Genomic DNA, 18,083 nt, shown 5'->3' with positions numbered 1-18,083 from the left:
GTTGAAAAAACGTGCCGCACTCAGCAGCACGTTCTAACAACATCAATACATGGCGTTACAACCGATCACTTAATCGCCCAATACAGATCATAGCTCCCATCTTGGGTAAACGCCTTGTCCACGCCCCTCTTCCAGGACTCATAGGGACGGTCAACAACGTCGTAGCCTGAGGTGACAGCCCATGCCCGCAGCGCATTACGGGTAGTATCCAATCCTGCCATATGGCCGGTGTAAGAGGCAGAAGCAGAATGGTGCGGTTTGGTATGCACGTATTTGACCGGAGCACCGGCAGGGATAACGACCTTCAGCGTGCCACCTGTGGAAACCATGTGCGCATCAGCCGCCCGCTCTTGAGGTTTCTTTTTTCCTTTGCCATCTGTCTTGGACTTAGCATCGTTGGGTTTACCACCGACCTTCTTACGCACCGGTTGAACCACATCAAAGGCATATTTGTACTGAGCAAAATCAGTCGTGACAATGCGGATCGGGGCAGATGGCTCCAAGCCATTAGCATCCATAACGCGCTTGATCCATTCCTGGTTATCTTTGATTGACTTCTTAATGGTGTCGTTTTGACGGTCAATATTACCTGCGTTGACAACCAGCAGATCCTCAGCAGGTACATTGACGATTTTCAGACCGGTTATGGCCAACTTGCCATCCAGCTCAGCACGGTAATCGACGTTTGGCACGCCGGCCAGAATGTTAGACAAACGTAACAACCCCAATTTCAAATCTTCACCCACATGGCGGCTCACATACAGACCAGCATAGCGACCAAACAGGTTGAACCCGTACTTGACGTTGTAGTCCTGGGTGATTTGGACATTACGGTTGTTTTTACCGGTAGGCTGCAAAGTAAACGTCGTCACCTTGTCGTAACCCCTGGTTGCATCCTGGATTGCAATCTCAACGCGCTCATTCTTCACACTGTTGACGATCTCCCAGCTGCCGCTGCCGATGTAGCTTTGATCGGAATTGTACTCAACACGGGCTCCTTTACCCGATTCTGGGCCAGCCAGCTTGATTTGGATTTTTGGATCACGCAACAACAATGGATTCCAGTCCTTGAAACGGCGGAAACTGTTTACCGTGTCGTATACGATCGTCATCTTACGGTTAGTCCCGATGCTCTCGGCCATGTGACGTTCCGCAGGCAAAGCCAACCCCACCCCAAGAAACAAAGCAGCCACAATTCCCAACGCGATCAAGAACTCGGTGATACGGGCACGAATCATTCAGCAATCTCCGGAGACCGATGCCACGGCCGGGTTAATTGAATATCAAGCTACGCATCGTAGCAGGCTTCACTCTAGATGTTCAGCCACCCTGCCGAGCAAGATTGCACTGAAATCCCACATCAGCAATGGTTGATTGCAGCAACCACCGTGCGTAGCAACTCAACCAATGATCCCTGCCACGGCACTCATCACAATACCGGGCTGGATGATTGATGATTAAGGTCAGCTATTTCTGCAATATCATTGCACTTGTGTACCGATGTACACGGTATTGGCTTGAGGATGTGATAGACCACTGCCAGCTAGCATAGTGCGGCATCGGCAACGACACCTAGCCAAAAACATCTTGATGCATAGCCTGGATTAGGTGAACACAAACCAACATTGAAAATGTACTGCCTGGATGCAAATCACCAGCAATACTGGACTTGGCCAATCTCCCCATAAACCCATCTGTTGCTCGAACTATGATGAATAACTGCACCACCCCTGGTGACGCCTACCGCATTCCAACGGATCGCAGTCACGGCATACCTCGTTGACGATGATTCCGGGACAACACCAAACAGCACCTGGGCATACTCTAGGTTCTCGGCAATCGACAGCATAACGATATCCAAACGAATACCGCTTCACAGCAGGCAAATCCAACGCTGCGATCTGATCGCTGGCCGATCGCCAACCCTGGCATAGATGACCGATCACCTTACACACATCACTCACGAGCAACCCGTTCAAAGCGATACACGTGGCACACATATTCCTGATGTCTATCCACCGGCGATGTACCCAAGTACTGCTAAGTTCAGACGCATCGTTATCATCTACCGCGTGCCACGCTAAGGCCACACATGTCATAATCTGCACTGGATCCAGCAATCCGGATTGACCACGCTACACCACGGAGTCTTAATGCCGATTCTCATCCGCGACGTGCGTGAGTCTGAACTCGATGCCGTACTGGCTCTGAACAATGACGCCGGATTAGCGATCTTACCTCTAGATCTTTCTGAACTTCGCCGTTTCTACAAAACCGCTGAATACTTCCGTGTGGCCGAGCGTGACAGCAATCTGGCTGGTTTTTTGGTCGGGTTTGGTAGCACAAGCCAGCACAGTAGTAGCAATTTTGCTTGGTTTCGCGAACGCTACGAGAACTTTTTCTATATCGACCGTATCGTAGTCACCAGCCGCCGTCGTGGCGGTGGTGTCGGTCGGGCATTGTATGCAGACGTACACAGCTACGCCGAATTGCGCTATCCATATCTGGCCTGCGAGGTATTTCTGGACCACGGTGCCGAGGCAGCATTGTTATTCCACGGCAGCTTCGGTTTCCACGAGATCGGGCAGAACACGATGACTGATATCGATGTGCGTGCCAGCATGCTGATGAAAGAGATGTGCAGCTACCCCTGGATCCAAGAGACCTACGGCGACAAGCTTCCGAACCTCCCCTGGGTAGGCCGGAAACGCCATATCGCCACACCCAACTAGGCGGAAAGTTAAGCATGTCGAGTGTGAACATGGACTTCGAGCAAGCCGGTGAACTGAAAATCGGCCAAGTGGGTATTGCCACTTTGCGGATCCGCACCCTGAACGTATCACGCCTAATTCAGGAGATGTGTGATCGGGTAACGCGCGCACCCAAGCTCTTCAAACGTACCGCCGTGATCCTGGACTTCGGAGAACTCGCAAAAACCCCAGACTTGGTCACTGCACAAGCACTGGTGGAAGGCCTACGCGGAGTCAACGTGCTGCCAGTAGCCATTGCTTATGGAACCAGTGAAATTGACCTGCTGTCGCAACAACTCGGATTACCGCTACTGTCCAAGTTTCGTGCCCATTACGAGCGTCAGGAAACAGTCGCTGCACCACCACCATCAACACCACCCACGCCGCCACCTGCCAAAGCTAGCCGAATACAGCACACCACAGTGCGCTCAGGCCAGCAACTGTATGCAGAACACTGCGATTTGACCATCCTGAATACAGTCGGCGCCGGTGCTGAAGTAATCGCCGATGGTAGCATTCACATTTATGGGACCCTACGCGGCCGTGCCATGGCCGGCGCCCGGGGCAACACCGAAATGCGAATATTTTGCCGGGATTTTCAAGCAGAATTGATCGCCATTGCGGGCCAATACAAGGTGCTGGACGATATCCCCACAGAACTACGTGGTAAGGCTGTCCAGGTCTGGCTGGAACAAGATCAGATCAAAATTGCTGTGTTGGATTGACACAGCCTAACCACAGAACGTATCAGGAGAAGTCCTTTGGCTGAAATTATCGTAATCACTTCCGGCAAGGGCGGCGTCGGTAAAACCACTACCAGTGCAAGCTTAGCCTGCGGATTGGCACGACGCGGCAAGAAGGTTGCAGCGATTGACTTCGACGTTGGGCTGCGCAACCTTGACCTCATCATGGGCTGCGAACGCCGTGTAGTATACGACTTCGTCAACGTGATACATGGCGAAGCCACACTCAAGCAGGCACTCATCAAGGACAAGCGCTTCGATAACCTGTATGTGCTGGCCGCCTCCCAAACCCGCGACAAGGACGCATTGACCAAGGAAGGTGTGGAGAAAGTGCTCAAAGATCTGGATGCGGAAGGCTTCGACTTCATCTTCTGCGATTCACCGGCCGGTATCGAAAAAGGGGCCTACCTGGCGATGTACTTTGCCGACCGTGCAGTCGTCGTGGTCAACCCGGAAGTATCCTCCGTGCGCGACTCAGATCGCATCATCGGGCTACTTGATTCCAAAACTAAGAAAGCCGAGACCGGTAGCAGCGTAGTCACCACACTGCTGCTGACCCGTTATAGCCCAACACGCGTAGAAAGTGGTGAGATGCTCAGCATTACCGACGTCGAGGAAGTCCTCGGACTGAAAGCAATCGGCGTCATCCCCGAATCAGGCGACGTGCTTAACGCCTCCAACAAAGGTGAGCCTGTAATCCTGGACAACGACTCCTCAGCCGGCCTAGCCTACGAAGACGCCGTTGGCCGCATCCTGGGCGAAGATCACCCAATGCGCTTCACCACTGTGGAAAAAAAGAGCTTCTTCAGTAAGCTGTTCGGGGGTTAAGCATGGGTCTGATCGATTTTCTAAGAAACAAGACAAAAACCGCCGAAACAGCGAAGAACCGCCTGCAAATTATTATCGCGCAGGAACGCACCAAGCGTGGTGGCCCCGATTACCTGCCACTGCTACAGCGTGAACTGCTGGAAGTCATCAAAAAATACGTAAAGATCGATGCCGATGCGGTGAAAGTCGACTTAATCAAGGACGGCGCTAATGACGTCCTCGACATATCAGTAGCACTGCCCGACGATTCAGAACGCTGAACCAGGCATCTTCCCGTTTCCGCAAATACCGTCAAACCTACCATTTCCCAGAAACCCTGGATGCCTTCCACATTGCCCACTTCTCAGACCACACCCAACGCATCGGCGAGTGTGTCCCGTGTCGGACAGATTGCGCTCACCGGTGCCATCGAGTTGCTTGCACGTTATGGCCTGCACTTGCACCTCATTGAGGACGGAGCTCCAATCCCCGGCAGCTACTGGGGTGAACCAGAAGCCGGCATCATTGGTTGTGACGTCTACGTACGCAGCGACACACCGGTGCACTCGATGCTGCATGAGGCATGCCACCTGATCGTATTACCGCCAGAACAGCGCGCCACGGTGCATACCAACGCAACTAATTCAAGCGAAGAAGAAGATGCGACCTGCTATTTACAAATATTACTGGCTGATGCCCTCCCCGAAATCGGTCGCGACCGGCTCATGCACGATATGGATGTTTGGGGATATACGTACCGGCTTGGGTCAACTCGGGCATGGTTCGAACAGGATGCTGACAACGCATACGACTGGCTAAAAGCAAGAGGCTTACTCAACATATGAATTTCAATCCAGCCAATAAAACACTCATCCACCTTTGATAGCCTCCACCATCGTCAGCACTGCACCGGACAAGATGTACATCAAGCGGAAGCACAGGGCTGAAACAAGGCAACTTAGTACTGCAAGTGGAATCCATCGACAGATGGCGAAGCACGCGCACCTACGCATTCATCACAAATGAACACAGTAAAGATACGGAAAAAATAAATATCTCATCGTATGGAACACCGCTTTCGTGGAAATCTTTACGGAAAAACGACATTAACCTAACCTGGAACAGGAAGAGAGTGATTGGGGCCTGGGATACCGATACTGCACATCCAGGCAAGATCAATCACCTAAGCCAAGAAAAATGGCACTTAGATCAAACCCAACCAGAAGGTTGAATCGCTCTCATCAAGCACCTGAAGCAGGAACAGCAACGAGGTCACTGCGAGCTCCTGTCCACACCTCAACGCTGCGAAGCAAGATCAACGCGCCGCGCGAATTCATCTAACTCCGGAATATGCGGATCCCAGCGCCGCGCCTGTTCCAAGGCCCGGCGCGCGAAAGTGATATCACCTCCACCAAAACGCTCGCTCCCAATCCCAATCCAACGCTGTGCCAAGCGCCTTCTGGCCACTGACAAAGCCCCATCCTGACCATCAATCGCCTGCCAAGCATCCAGACATGTCTGAGCACTCTGCAATCGATTGCGGCTGAGTTCACCCTCAAAACAGGCACGCATAGCCACCAGCATGCGCTGTGCAGCCCCCTGTACACGTACATCTCCCGGTGCAATCGCTTGGGCAGCGCGCACCTGATCATAAGCACTGACACCGGGCGGAGCCAGCCACTCCTGCCGACTCTCGGCCACCTCGAAGCGTCCCATTAATTCACACAAATGCCGCTCACGCGTAACTTTGGATAGTTTTGGCTGTGCTGAGCTCTGAGTTTGACGGGCACGCTGCAACGCCTGCTCAGCTAGATGGATCGAGACTTGACCAGGCAACAAAGCACGTGCGCGTGCCAGCGACACTTCAGCATGCTCGAAACGGAATTCAGCCGCCTCACGTCCAGCCTGCGCCACATATTTCTCCACCACTTGCTCCAATCCGCGCCGCGCGTCGCTCTGCTCAGGACGCACTGCCAGCACCGTCCCAAAGTCGCGAGCCGCAGGTGCCAACCGGCCACGCCGCAATAATCCAACTGCCCGGCGCAAATGGACATCTATCGCGCGGTTGAACAAGTCCTGCGTCTGCGGCAAGTCCACGTGTCCCGGATCGTAACGCTGTGCCGCATCAAGCTTGGCAGCCGCAGCATCCAACCGGCCACGTTCCAGATCAACGTACGCTTGGCGCAACAATTCAGTCAGTACATCCTCACGTCCTTCCAAAGCACGAGCCAGCCCCGGAACCAACTCCAACACCCGCTGGTACAACGGCAGTGCGCTGTGTGAATCACCTTCCAGACGTCCAGCAGCGTAAGCCTCCTCGGCCCGAACGAGCAATTGATCAAGACCAGCATGCTCGGCTTGACGCCGACGCACGATACGCTCCAGCGCATCGACCTGCTCTTGCGGCATCTGCAGCTCACGCGCCAGACGCAAATAACGTTCAGCCACGTCAAGCTGACCACGATCAAACGCAATACGCGCCTGTACTAACGCCGCCTGTCCGGTACGCAACAAACCATCCCGCGCCTCATGGCGATCACCATCCAATGCTTTCGCGGTCTCAAACAGATCACGTGCACCACTGCCATCAGACGCACTGAGATAGCCCTGAGCAAGTGCTGCCTCACCACGCTGCAACAACTGCTGGATCCGGCTATCCGGCAAAACCCAATCGGCCAATGGTTTGCTTAACACCAGCATTGCCAAACCGAGCAGCAGTGTCCCAGCCAGCAACGCATGCCAAATAGAACACTGTCGCGACAGACCAAACAGGCGCGAACGGAGCCGAGGTAGGAATGGAAGGAACATGAAGCCGATTCCTTAGCTCAAAACGTCCTGACAGTGAACAATGACCCTCGGAATTCTAAGCATAAACGTCGCAATGACAGTGACATACATGCCCTACTGTAGCCTTAGCCCATCCTCCGCACCTCATTGACACCGGAGAGTCCATCCAATTTGCTCAACAACGCCGCCAATTGGCTATGATCACTGACCTTCAGCCGCATCCGCAACCGAAGATAACTGCTGTCGCGAACCGTATCGCTACTCATTTCCAGCATATGCGCATCCTCTTGTGCAATCACATCGGTGATGTCCTTCAGCAACCAACGCCGGTTTACCGCACGCACCAAAATCCCAACTTCATAACTGCCACCGGGCTGACTGCCCCATTCAACCGATAACACCCGCTGCGGATGCATAGCACTCAAGCGCATCAGTACAGCACAGTCAGCACGATGTACGGTGACCCCGCGGCTTCGGGTCAAGTAACCGGCGATCATCTCGCCAGCCACCGGCTGACAACAACGAGCCAGTTGCACCAATACATTGCTCACGCCCTGCACAGTGAACATTGATTTGCCAAGGCCATCACGCGTGCTCCCTGGCCGTGTCAGTGACGCAAGTGGAACAACACGCTCAGTTTCCAGCAACGCACGGCTCACCTGATTCGGTCCGGTGTCACCAAGCGCGATCTGGACATACAAATCATCCACACTATCGGCATGGAAACGTCGGGCGATAGGACCAAGATCAGCGTGCTGATGTCCCAACCGTCTGAGCTCACGGTCAAGCAAATCCTTGCCGGTCTGCACGTTGCGCACCCGCTCAATCTTATTGAACCAAGCGCTCACCTTGTCACGCGAGCGGCCACTGGCCAGAAAACCATTCGCGCGAAGTAGCCAGTCGCGATGGGGGTTGGCTTCCTTCGCAGTCAAGATCTCCACACGATCGCCACTGCGCAGGCGGTAAGTCAGCGGCACAATGCGACCGTTCACTTTCGCCCCCCGGCAGCGATGACCCACCATCGTGTGCACGTGATAAGCAAAGTCCAGGGGCGTCGCGCCCTGCGGCACATCGATTACCTCGCCTTTAGGGGTTAACGCGTAAACCCGGTCCTCAATCAACTCCGTATCTAGCGCCTCTGCCAACTCGCCAGATTCACCATCCTGAGCATGCTCTAACAGCTGCCGCATCCAGATGATCTTGCGATCAAAGGCCGTTTCCGTACCTTTGCCACCCTCTTTATATTTCCAGTGTGCAGCCACACCCAATTCAGCGTGTGCGTGCATTTCGTGCGTGCGGATTTGTACTTCTACAGTACGCCCTTCCGGTCCCAACACTGCCGTGTGTAGTGAACGGTAATCATTCGCCTTAGGCCGAGCGATGTAATCGTCAAACTCACCGGGCACCGGTACCCACAACGCATGCACCACTCCAAGTGCGGCATAACAGGCGGCGATGTCCTCGACTATCACACGCACTGCTTGCAAGTCGTACAGATGTTCGAAGGGCAACTGCTTCTTCTGCATCTTCCTCCAAATACTGTAAATGTGCTTCGGGCGGCCACTCACCTCAGCACTCAAACCATGCTCAGCCAGCACCTGCGATAACTCGGCAGTGATCACACCGATATAGCGCTCACGCGCAACCCGGCGTTCATCCAAGGCAGACGCAATACTTCGGTAGGTATCTGCCTCCAAATAACGGAACGCCAGATCTTCCAGTTGCCACTTCAGTTGCCAGATACCAAGCCGGTTAGCCAATGGGGCATGGATATCACGGGTCAGTTGCGCCAACGCACGCCGCTGCGACTCCAGCAACACACCTGCAGCACGCATCTTGGCCAGCTGCCGGGCAAGTAGAATCGGCACCACACGCAGATCATGAACAATGGCCAACAACAGCCGGCGCAACCCCTCACCATGACGTCCCGCTGCACATCCGGCGTGCAGTGTCCACACTTGTTCTGCAGCATCCTGGCCGTCGAGCAAACCCTGAACCACTTGCCGATGCACACTCGAACGCCACGGCAACTCAGGTAGCATTGGGCGCAGCATTGGCACATCGAACAACACCGCTGCGGTCAGTATCGTCTCATCAGCGGACAACACCAACAGTGCATCCAGCATGTCGGCCAACACCGGCCAAGCCACCTGCTGCCCGGATTCAGAAGGCAGCGCTTGCCACGCCTGCACCAACGCTTGGCACAACACCGGATTAAGTGCAAACAGCGTCGAGCGCCGCAGTAACATATCCAGTTCTTGAGGAAATAACGAGACATTCACAACAGACTACCAATCTAACGTGCGCTACATCCCCGCCTTGAAACACGCGCTTTTTAAGATCGCATCAACACATCATCCGCCTTGGATATTTAAAGACGCCAATTATGCGCAGGACTAATACATCCATTTAAGAAGCGCAGAACATGTAAACACACAATCCAATACGTCAGACCAACCATGTTGGCGCCAACTGATCAAGAAAAAAGCAGCATTCCACGAATCGGCCTGAACACCCTGAAACCCGCAATACGCTGACCTGAGCTTTCACTTCATAGGATTCAGATCTGCTTGCCCATCATGGCATCTCCCGCATTCAACTCAAACACGTCAACCGAACACGCTTTACCCTTGTCGATGCTGCATCCACGATGGATACAAAGCATACCGATGGTTCGTGTCCTTAAAATTACTCCGAGAAGACCTGTCGACCTGCCCAAACCACCCTTGGACCGCGGCTGCTTGCATCCTTCAAACTTGGGCCTCATGTCCTGAATCCCACCGCACAGCCACATCGGTGGAGACCACAATGCCAACCGCATCGGCTTAAATTAACTCATTGCAGGTGATGAACCGCTTGGTGCGTACAAGTCTGACAGAACCTCGGCGCCACGCTTTACAACGCTCAGCAAACTTACAACACATGCAACCGCTGACCATCAATTCAATGAAACAAGCGGTTCCTACCACATCATCTCTTGTCCACAATCATAAGAAAAAAACAGCTCACACGCATCCAGCGACTCCATTGCTATAGCCGCGCATCATGTGGACTCACATATGACTCCAACGCCGTTTCGTACAACCGCTGGTCACACAGATCAACAAAATGGCATCACTAGGGAACCACGTTTATAGGCTATAACTCCTTACGAGGACAAAAGCCCAGTGTTCAACCGTAACCGCAACGCTTGGCAACCAATCAGTCACTGAATCAATGTCGGCAAGTAACGTCAGCAGCACCAAATATTGAACAATGCAGTAAACCAGACAGAATCTATACTGCTACCAGATTCAGCGCTCGACTGATGCAGCAATCGCGAGTCATTACAGCATGACGTCACATCGGCTCAATGCTAATGAGTAATGATCTGGTGGGATTATTGCTCACCAGCATTACGCGGAAACAGTAACATCGCGTCTCCGTAACTGAAAAAACGGTAATGCTCCTGCACTGCATGACGGTAGGCTTCAAGAACACGCGTACGCCCCGCAAAAGCAGCAACCAGCATCAACAATGTACTCTCAGGCAAGTGAAAGTTAGTCACCATTGCATCCACACTGCGAATGCAATAACCGGGGAAAATGAAGATCCGAGTCTCGCCAACAAATGGTTGCAACTCCCCATTACGCATCGCACTCTCCAATGAGCGCACCACGGTCGTGCCAACGGCAATGACTCGGCCACCCCGCGCGCGGGTACTACGCACTTGCTCGACCAATTCAGCACCAACATTGAACCATTCACTGTGCATCACGTGCTGTTGCAGTAACGCTACCCGCACCGGCTGGAACGTGCCCGCTCCTACATGCAAGGTGATATAACCAAACTTTATCCCACGCGCGCGTAGCCGTGCCAACAGCGACTCATCGAAGTGTAAACCAGCGGTGGGTGCCGCTACAGCACCCGCTGCACGTGCAAACACCGTTTGATAGCGCTCACGGTCATTCTGCTCAGGCTCGCGGCGGATATACGGAGGCAGCGGCAACTGACCGACATCCGATAACCACTGTTCCAAAGGTAAGTCAACCTCGAAACCCAACAAATAGAACTCACCGTCACGACCAAGCACCTCGACACGACCACCAGCATCCAGCAAAATTCTGTTGCCCACTTTGGGCGGCCTGCTAGTACGCAACTGTGCCGCTACCTGCTGCGCACCGAGCAAGCGCTCAATCAAGATCTCAACCCGACCACCGCTCACCTTCTTCCCAAAAAGCCGCGCCGGGATCACCCGCGTGTCGTTGAATACCAGCAAATCTCCAGGCTGCAATAGTTCTGGCAAATCACGCACATAGCAGTCCTGCAATCGCTCTGGTATTGGCGGCACAAGCATCAGACGACTTGCTGAGCGTTCCGGTAAGGGCGCTTGGGCAATCAGATCCTCAGGTAAGTTGTAATGAAAATCGGACTTTTTCAATACAGAAACACTCGTTCTGCATGCTTAGCATTGTAACGAGGGACTAACGTATCAAACGGCTGGATAGACATACCTGGCTATTTTCCTTCATCACTCATACTCAACCGCGATGCACTCGCCGATGCGAACGTACCGCCATCACCAAACCGAAACCAACCAGTAAAGAAACCGCCGAAGTACCGCCATAACTCATCAATGGCATTGGTACACCCACCACTGGCAGTAAACCTGAGATCATACCACCGTTGACCAACACATAGACAAAAAAAGACAAAGCAACGGCGCCAGCAAGCAAACGCGAATAAGTATCGCGTGCTTGTCCGGCAATCCACAAGCAGCGCATGATGACTACCAAGTACAGCATCAGCACCGTAGTCACGCCAACCCAACCAAACTCTTCACTCAGTACTGAAAACGCAAAGTCAGTCGTCTGCTCCGGAATAAAGTTAAGGTGCGATTGTGTCCCAAGGCCCCAGCCCTTACCGGCCAGCCCTCCCGAACCAATCGCGATCTTAGACTGAATAATGTTCCAACCCGCGCCAAGCGTGTCGTTCTCCGGATTAAGAAACATCATGATGCGATCCTTCTGATACGGTCGCAGCAGCCAACACCAACCGACCGGTGCGATCATGGCAATACCAACGATGCCGATCCCAATCCACCACCATGGCAAGCCAGCCAGCAATAACACGAACACACCAGAGGCAGCGACCAACACACTGGTGCCAAAATCTGGTTGCAGCATGATGAGCGCGGTCGGCAAACCTATGATCATGAAGCTGACCACCACCGTAAACAGGCGCGGTGGCAGTGGCATACGTTGGAGGTACCAAGCCATCATCATTGGCAAACTGATTTTCAGTAGCTCAGCGGGCTGCAAATAAAATAGCTTCAGGTCCAACCACTGGCGCCCGTATTTGCCAGTACCCAGCACGAATACCGCCATCAACGGCAGCATCGACAACACGTAAATCAGTGGGCTCCAAGCACGCAGGCGGGGCACTGGGACCCTTGACAAACACCACATTGTCACCAGCCCAAACGCAAAACGCGCACTCTGCGACAACATCAAGTGACGGGTACCAGTGACGGCAGCACCAGCACTATGCATCACCATCAACCCAATCACCATCAATGCCCCAAGTGCCAAACATAGTGGCAAATCCAAAGTACGCGTAAAGCGCAACACCAGATCCACACCCCAACGCAACAAATCCCTCAAGGGTCTTCCTCCTGTGAAGGATCGAGCATCACCGGGGCACGCGGCACGGCTGGCATCATGCTGGCTGAATTTAACATCCAAGCAGCGACCGAAACCTGCAGTTCTCCCAGTTGCAACGCAGCACGGTTGCCAGCTTCACAGACTTCAGCAACGGTAGTATCAAACTGAGTCAAACCAATTGCGGTGCGACCTCGTGCACTATCCAACGGCTCCAAGCCCTCCGGTAGCTTGCCTAGCAACCAAGCATCAAAAATCTTGCGTGCAATGGGTGCAGCAGTGCTGGCACCGTAACCGCCCCCCTCTACCGCAATCGCCACGGCGATCGTCGGATTGTCAGCCGGAGCAAAACCAACAAATAACGCACGGTGGCGTAAATGCATTGGTAAGTTACGCGGATCAACTGCAGCAGTCCCCTTACGGCTAGCCACTTGCGCAGTACCGGTCTTGCCAGCAATCGAATACGGTGCACCAACCGCAGCCTGGTAGCCCGTCCCTCCAGGACGCATTGTGTCTATCATGCCCTCGCGCACCACCTGCACATTCGCCGGATTCGGGCTGATCGGCTGTGATGCTGGCTGCGCCAGTACCTGCCACGGCTGGCTGAAACCAGTACGCTCGGCAACGACCAAATGCGGGCGGTTCATCTGACCACTGGCCAAACCAGCAACGCTACGCACCAACTGAAGCAGGGTTACTTTCCAGTCTCCCTGCCCAATCGAAACATTGACCGTATCGCCCTGATACCAAGCCTGTTTACGCACCTTGCGCTTATATTCAAGGGACGGGAGGATGCCACTGATCTCTCCGGTCAAATCGATCCCGGTGAGCTGACCGAGGCCATAGCGACGCATGTAGTCGGTGAAGCGCTCGATGCCCAGATCCAACGCCAATTTATAGTAGTAAGTATTGACCGACTGCGCGATCGATTTACGCAAATCAGTCCAACCATGACCACCACGATGTGCATCCCCCCAACCCCGGTTGACACCGGGCAGGTAGAACATACCGGTAGACAAAATCCGGTCCTCAGGCCGACGCACACCAGCATCCAATCCGGCCAACGCGATCAACGGCTTGAGTGTGGAACCAGGAGCCACGCCGCCCGATACCAAACGGTTAAACTGCGGCCGCGAAGGGTCAGCATTAAGAGCGTCGAATTGAGCATGAGAAATGCCATTGACGAACAAATTGGGATCATAGCTGGGTAAACTCACCATTCCCAGAATCTCCCCGGTGCGTGGATCCATCGCCACCGCGGCCCCTTCATATTGGCCAAACGCAGCCACCATCGCACGCTGCAAGTCAGCGTCAATCGACAACCGCAAGTCGGCACCCGCCTGTGCTGTTACCTGTCCCAGGCTCCGGATTGCACGTCCTTGCACATTGGTCTCGATTTGCTGGTAACCGATCCTGCCACGCAGCACTTGCTCATAATAACGCTCCAGACCCGATTTACCGATGTATGTCAACGCAACATCCCCTCCCTTCAGCACCTCCAAATCCTTTTCGTCGATACGACCGACATAACCGATCACGTGGGCAAACAAATCGCCATACGGGTAACGGCGGGTCAGATAGGGCTCTAACTCCACACCAGGGAAGCGCCAACGATCGACAGCAAAACGCGCCCTCTCCTCCTCACTCATACGCAGCTTCAATGTCACCGGCATAAATCTTCGACGCACCTTGCGCTCGCGGTGAAAACGCTCCAGTTCATCCGCTGAAAGCGGAATCACCTTCCCCAGCTCAACGAGCATTGCTTCCATGTCGTCAACCTTATCCGGCATCACGTCCAATCGGAATGCAGGCACGTTATCCGCCAAAAGCCGTCCGTCCCGGTCGTAAATCATGCCGCGCCCTGGCACGACTGGATGCAATTTGATCCGGTTGGCATCAGAACGTGTCGCATAGATCTCATGATCGAGTACCTGCAGCTTGAAGTACCAGGCAACTAAACCAAACAGACACACCATGACGAAGAACAAGCTCAGTAACGCACGACGGCGAAACTGTTCAACTTCGGCATACGTATGCTTGGCTTGTGGATGAGGCACGTTCATCGGTTCACTTCCGACTCCCATGACCGAGTCGTAACGCATCCAGCAATACAAACAACGGCCCCCACAACAGCATTCCCAATAGCGGTGCCCACCAGTAACTCCACGGCAACAGCGGCTCGCCCAAAGTCAGGTGCAACGCCATGGCAACCACACAATCGTTGAATAGCAAGCCACCGATGACCAACGCCTGCTGCGGCACCGGAAAGAAGCGCAGGCGGGCTCGGAAACGTTGCACGATGAACAACATCACCACCAGGCGCAACGCCTGCTCCCCTAACAAGCCACCATATAGCAAGTCCGCCAGGACACCCATTGCAAAAGCGAAACCTATCCCAACTTGACCAGGCGTCTCGATGACCCAGTACATCAGCACCAGTGCCAACCAGTACGGACGCAGCGGACGTATTGGCTCTGGTAACGGAAGCAATCCCAGCAGCAAAGCCAATATCACGCTGACTGGCAACAGCCAAGCATTACGCGGTCGGGTCATTGCTGCGGTTCCTCGATCAACTCGGAAGAAAAGGAGTTGACAGGGTAAAGCGCACTCTTTGAGTCAGTGATCGATGTTAACGGGCTTCTGACACCAGGTGATACGGCCGCACCAAAGCGCGGCAACAGCGGTCCAGAACGCAGCAACAGCACGTTACGACCACGATCCAACTTAGCTGCCGGCGTGATCTCCCCGACGAGGAAAGCATGGCTATCATCCGGGCGCAGTGCCGAAATGCTACCCACCGGGAAACCAGCAGGGAAACGACCTCCCAGCCCTGAAGTAATCACGACGTCACCAACTTTCACACCTGCACTGAGCGGGATATCGCGCAGTTCCAAGCGATCACCCCGGCCATACACAATCAGACGCACACCATTGCGTGCCACAGTCACCGGCACCGCGTGATCCGGATCCGTCAACAGCAGCACAATCGAATGCAGCGGCGTCACCTCGATCACCTGCCCCATTAAACCGCCAGCATCAATCACCGCTTGACCGAGCCTGACACCATCACGGCTGCCGGCATCCAGGACAAGGCGTTGTCGGGTTGGGTCCAGGTCAACATCCAAGATCGGTGCCAACTGCACATCCAGGCCACGATGCTCAGCCAAATTCAGCAACTCACGCAACTGGGCATTGTCACGCGCTGCGGTTTGCAACCGGGTCAGACGAGCATTTGCAATCAACAGCTGATTGCGGAGCTGACGGTTTTCGATAACCAGACGAGCATGACTGATTGCACGCTCGCTGAGCTGGCCACCAAACCAACCAGGCAACCCAGCCAATGCCCACACCGGTTGCACCAACCAGTTAGCCTGCTGACGTAACTGCGACAACCAAGCGCTGCGGCTGTCGAGCAGAATCAACGCAATTGCCAAGGTTAAGTAGGTCAGCAAGCGTATTGTGCTGACAACTCCTGGCGAACGGGACGCTAATGAAAAACCGGGATAGGAGGGCACAGAAAAACCACATGATCGAAAAATCTAAGGTTCACAACGTCGACAACCTTACAGAGGCATCAACATGGCACCTATCCTGCCCCGTACGGCGCGCCACGAAATGCATCTCAGCCTGACCGCAAATCAATCTGGAGGATATCCTCCCTTCCCTGCGTGAAACATGTATGGATCATACGGAATCGCCATGGCAGCCCATTACGGTGTAAAGAATTCATTACCATGCATGTCAACCAACTCTAACGCGCGACCGCCACCACGAGCCACGCACGTCAACGGATCGTCAGCCACCTGTACGTATAGGCCAGTCTCATCGGAAATCAGCCGGTCCAAGTCACGTAGCAACGCCCCTCCACCAGTCAACACAATACCGCGCTCAGCGACATCGGCACACAGTTCCGGTGGAGTCTGCTCCAATGCAGACTTGACTGCCGAGATAATCCCCGAGAGAGGCTCGTGTAGAGCCTCCAGCACCTCGTTGGAATTAATCTTGATCACCTTTGGTACACCCTCGGCAAGGTTGCGGCCGGAGATCTCCAACTCCTGCACCTCAACTTGCGGATAGGCGCAACCAACCTCCAATTTAATCCGCTCAGCAGTCGCCTCGCCAATGAGCATACCGTGGTTGCGACGCACGTAATTAGTGATCGACTCGTCGAAGCGATCTCCACCAACACGCACCGACTGCGAGTAAACGATACCATTCAGCGAAATCACCGCAACCTCGGTGGTACCGCCGCCGATGTCGATGACCATCGAGCCACGCGCTTCGGTGACCGGCATACCAGCACCAATCGCTGCGGCCATTGGCTCCTCAATCAGATAGACGTCACGTGCACCAGCCTCTTCGGCTGATTCCTTGATGGCACGACGCTCGACCTGAGTGGAGCCGGCCGGCACACACACCAGTACGCGTGGACTAGGACGCAGAAAACGCGCCTTGTGAACCTTCTTGATGAAGTGCTTCAACATCGCTTCGGTGTAGGTAAAATCGGCGATGACGCCATCCTTCATCGGACGAATCGTCGTGATATTACCTGGAGTGCGGCCCAGCATCTGCTTGGCTTCGACACCCACCGCAGCCACCGAACGAGTCCCCCCGATCGCACGATCCTGGCGCACCGCCACCACAGACGGCTCGTTCAGCACAATCCCTTGCCCTCGTACATAAATCAGGGTATTCGCTGTCCCCAGATCAATGGACAGGTCGTTAGAAAACATACCACGCAACTTTTTGTACATCTGGAAAATCGATCCTGGAAGGGTAAGATGCGCACCCATGTACCGGATGGCTAAAAAAAACAGGCAAAAACTTTAAAGCCGGGTAGCCTAACAATCCCCCCCGATGCAAGCAAGGGAAAAGCAGCATCCAGCACCAATGTGTCATCCACCTAAAAAAACTTGGTAGCCATAGGCGCGATCCCAGTACTCAACAACCGTGACTTTGATCCTCCATGAATCCACACACCGGTGATCTATTGCCGGCAGAAAGACCAATGCCACCGCAACAGCCCCGCTCACGTCCGCACCAATGTGTGGCCTCTCACCGCTGACATCTTCCGGATTAAAGGTGGCATCCTGAACATATCGTTCCCACTACCGTGGATACATCGCACATCCTGCAGATGTACTGGGGACATCACCTGGAACCCACATTGCCGGGCAACTGTATGATCACCATCGATAGGGACAGATAAGCAACGCACAAGCAATTACACAACGAACTTCAAGCCCCTGGGCGGCACTTGACCCCAAATTAGCTAAGGCCGCCAAAATATGTTCACCCCATTGGTGTTCACCACCAATCCAGCCAACATAACATATGTCACGCGGCTGCCCCGCCTA

At 54.1% G+C, this 18,083-nt stretch carries 14 protein-coding genes and 1 pseudogene; 6 read left to right on the top strand and 9 right to left on the bottom strand.

The genetic code is table 11. The features are described 5' to 3' along the window. Positions 1 to 65: 65 nt before the first annotated feature. On the bottom strand, positions 66 to 1,238 hold the full coding sequence (locus tag PLS229_RS03685) for a polyketide cyclase (protein ID WP_038270660.1): 1,173 nt from the start codon (positions 1,236 to 1,238) through the stop codon (positions 66 to 68). Positions 1,239 to 1,934: 696 nt separating this feature from the next. On the opposite strand from PLS229_RS03685, the gene PLS229_RS03680 reads away from it, so the two are divergent. The 6 genes from PLS229_RS03680 to PLS229_RS03655 all read left to right on the top strand — a co-directional run bounded on the left by PLS229_RS03680 (position 1,935) and on the right by PLS229_RS03655 (position 5,145). Then, a complete protein-coding gene (locus tag PLS229_RS03680) occupies positions 1,935 to 2,084 on the top strand; it encodes a hypothetical protein (RefSeq protein WP_160165143.1) in 150 nt (49 codons plus the stop codon). Positions 2,085 to 2,153: 69 nt separating this feature from the next. Then, positions 2,154 to 2,732, top strand: coding sequence for a GNAT family N-acetyltransferase (locus PLS229_RS03675; protein WP_038270659.1), 579 nt, complete (start codon positions 2,154 to 2,156; stop codon positions 2,730 to 2,732). 14 nt (positions 2,733 to 2,746) lie between these two features. Next, positions 2,747 to 3,475 carry a septum site-determining protein MinC gene (gene minC, locus PLS229_RS03670; RefSeq protein WP_038270658.1) on the top strand — a complete coding sequence of 243 codons (729 nt, stop codon included), beginning with the start codon at positions 2,747 to 2,749 and terminating at the stop codon, positions 3,473 to 3,475. Positions 3,476 to 3,511: 36 nt separating this feature from the next. Then, positions 3,512 to 4,321 (top strand): septum site-determining protein MinD, encoded by an 810-nt coding sequence (gene minD, locus PLS229_RS03665; RefSeq protein ID WP_038270657.1) that lies wholly within the window; start codon positions 3,512 to 3,514, stop codon positions 4,319 to 4,321. 2 nt (positions 4,322 to 4,323) lie between these two features. Next, positions 4,324 to 4,581, top strand: a complete 258-nt coding sequence (minE, locus tag PLS229_RS03660) for a cell division topological specificity factor MinE (protein ID WP_038270656.1) — start codon at positions 4,324 to 4,326, stop codon at positions 4,579 to 4,581. A gap of 60 nt (positions 4,582 to 4,641) precedes the next feature. Beyond that, entirely contained in the window at positions 4,642 to 5,145 is a 504-nt protein-coding gene (locus PLS229_RS03655; protein WP_038270655.1) for a hypothetical protein, read from the top strand. A gap of 451 nt (positions 5,146 to 5,596) precedes the next feature. Here the strand turns inward: PLS229_RS03655 and PLS229_RS03650 are convergent, their stop codons facing one another. The 8 genes and pseudogenes from PLS229_RS03650 to PLS229_RS03615 all read right to left on the bottom strand — a co-directional run bounded on the left by PLS229_RS03650 (position 5,597) and on the right by PLS229_RS03615 (position 17,480). After that, positions 5,597 to 7,108, bottom strand: coding sequence for a tetratricopeptide repeat protein (locus PLS229_RS03650; RefSeq protein WP_038270654.1), 1,512 nt, complete (start codon positions 7,106 to 7,108; stop codon positions 5,597 to 5,599). Positions 7,109 to 7,212: 104 nt separating this feature from the next. Beyond that, positions 7,213 to 9,336, bottom strand: a complete 2,124-nt coding sequence (locus PLS229_RS03645; RefSeq protein WP_171898046.1) for a bifunctional (p)ppGpp synthetase/guanosine-3',5'-bis(diphosphate) 3'-pyrophosphohydrolase — start codon at positions 9,334 to 9,336, stop codon at positions 7,213 to 7,215. Between the two features lie 1,130 nt (positions 9,337 to 10,466). Continuing rightward, positions 10,467 to 11,507: a tRNA preQ1(34) S-adenosylmethionine ribosyltransferase-isomerase QueA gene (queA, locus tag PLS229_RS03640; RefSeq protein ID WP_038270651.1), complete on the bottom strand. Its 1,041-nt coding sequence runs from the start codon at positions 11,505 to 11,507 to the stop codon at positions 10,467 to 10,469. A gap of 100 nt (positions 11,508 to 11,607) precedes the next feature. Further along, positions 11,608 to 12,729 carry a rod shape-determining protein RodA gene (gene rodA, locus PLS229_RS03635; protein ID WP_038270650.1) on the bottom strand — a complete coding sequence of 374 codons (1,122 nt, stop codon included), beginning with the start codon at positions 12,727 to 12,729 and terminating at the stop codon, positions 11,608 to 11,610. Next, positions 12,726 to 14,789 carry a penicillin-binding protein 2 gene (gene mrdA, locus PLS229_RS03630; RefSeq protein WP_038270715.1) on the bottom strand — a complete coding sequence of 688 codons (2,064 nt, stop codon included), beginning with the start codon at positions 14,787 to 14,789 and terminating at the stop codon, positions 12,726 to 12,728. The genes rodA and mrdA overlap by 4 nt, the downstream gene beginning before the upstream one ends. A 4-nt stretch (positions 14,790 to 14,793) precedes the next feature. Beyond that, positions 14,794 to 15,279 (bottom strand): rod shape-determining protein MreD, encoded by a 486-nt coding sequence (gene mreD / locus PLS229_RS03625; RefSeq protein ID WP_038270649.1) that lies wholly within the window; start codon positions 15,277 to 15,279, stop codon positions 14,794 to 14,796. Positions 15,280 to 15,317: 38 nt separating this feature from the next. Continuing rightward, positions 15,318 to 16,241, bottom strand: a pseudogene (gene mreC, locus PLS229_RS03620) (rod shape-determining protein MreC); the annotation flags it as partial. Positions 16,242 to 16,436: 195 nt separating this feature from the next. Then, positions 16,437 to 17,480: a rod shape-determining protein gene (locus PLS229_RS03615; RefSeq protein WP_038270648.1), complete on the bottom strand. Its 1,044-nt coding sequence runs from the start codon at positions 17,478 to 17,480 to the stop codon at positions 16,437 to 16,439. Positions 17,481 to 18,083 lie beyond the last annotated feature (603 nt).

Origin of the sequence: Xylella taiwanensis (assembly GCF_013177435.1) — a bacterium.
Lineage (GTDB): Bacteria > Pseudomonadota > Gammaproteobacteria > Xanthomonadales > Xanthomonadaceae > Xylella > Xylella taiwanensis.
This window is presented reverse-complemented; position numbering and strand designations above follow the sequence as displayed.

Bases quoted from the DNA above. Each gene is read 5' to 3' on its own strand.
- PLS229_RS03685 (WP_038270660.1), bottom strand. From the start codon at position 1,238: ATGATTCGTGCCCGTATCACCGAGTTCTTGATCGCGTTGGGAATTGTG.
- PLS229_RS03680 (WP_160165143.1), top strand. From the start codon at position 1,935: ATGACCGATCACCTTACACACATCACTCACGAGCAACCCGTTCAAAGC.
- PLS229_RS03675 (WP_038270659.1), top strand. From the start codon at position 2,154: ATGCCGATTCTCATCCGCGACGTGCGTGAGTCTGAACTCGATGCCGTA.
- minC (WP_038270658.1), top strand. From the start codon at position 2,747: ATGTCGAGTGTGAACATGGACTTCGAGCAAGCCGGTGAACTGAAAATC.
- minE (WP_038270656.1), top strand. From the start codon at position 4,324: ATGGGTCTGATCGATTTTCTAAGAAACAAGACAAAAACCGCCGAAACA.
- PLS229_RS03655 (WP_038270655.1), top strand. From the start codon at position 4,642: ATGCCTTCCACATTGCCCACTTCTCAGACCACACCCAACGCATCGGCG.
- PLS229_RS03650 (WP_038270654.1), bottom strand. From the start codon at position 7,108: ATGTTCCTTCCATTCCTACCTCGGCTCCGTTCGCGCCTGTTTGGTCTG.
- PLS229_RS03645 (WP_171898046.1), bottom strand. From the start codon at position 9,336: ATGTTACTGCGGCGCTCGACGCTGTTTGCACTTAATCCGGTGTTGTGC.
- mrdA (WP_038270715.1), bottom strand. From the start codon at position 14,789: ATGAACGTGCCTCATCCACAAGCCAAGCATACGTATGCCGAAGTTGAA.
- mreD (WP_038270649.1), bottom strand. From the start codon at position 15,279: ATGACCCGACCGCGTAATGCTTGGCTGTTGCCAGTCAGCGTGATATTG.
- PLS229_RS03615 (WP_038270648.1), bottom strand. From the start codon at position 17,480: ATGTACAAAAAGTTGCGTGGTATGTTTTCTAACGACCTGTCCATTGAT.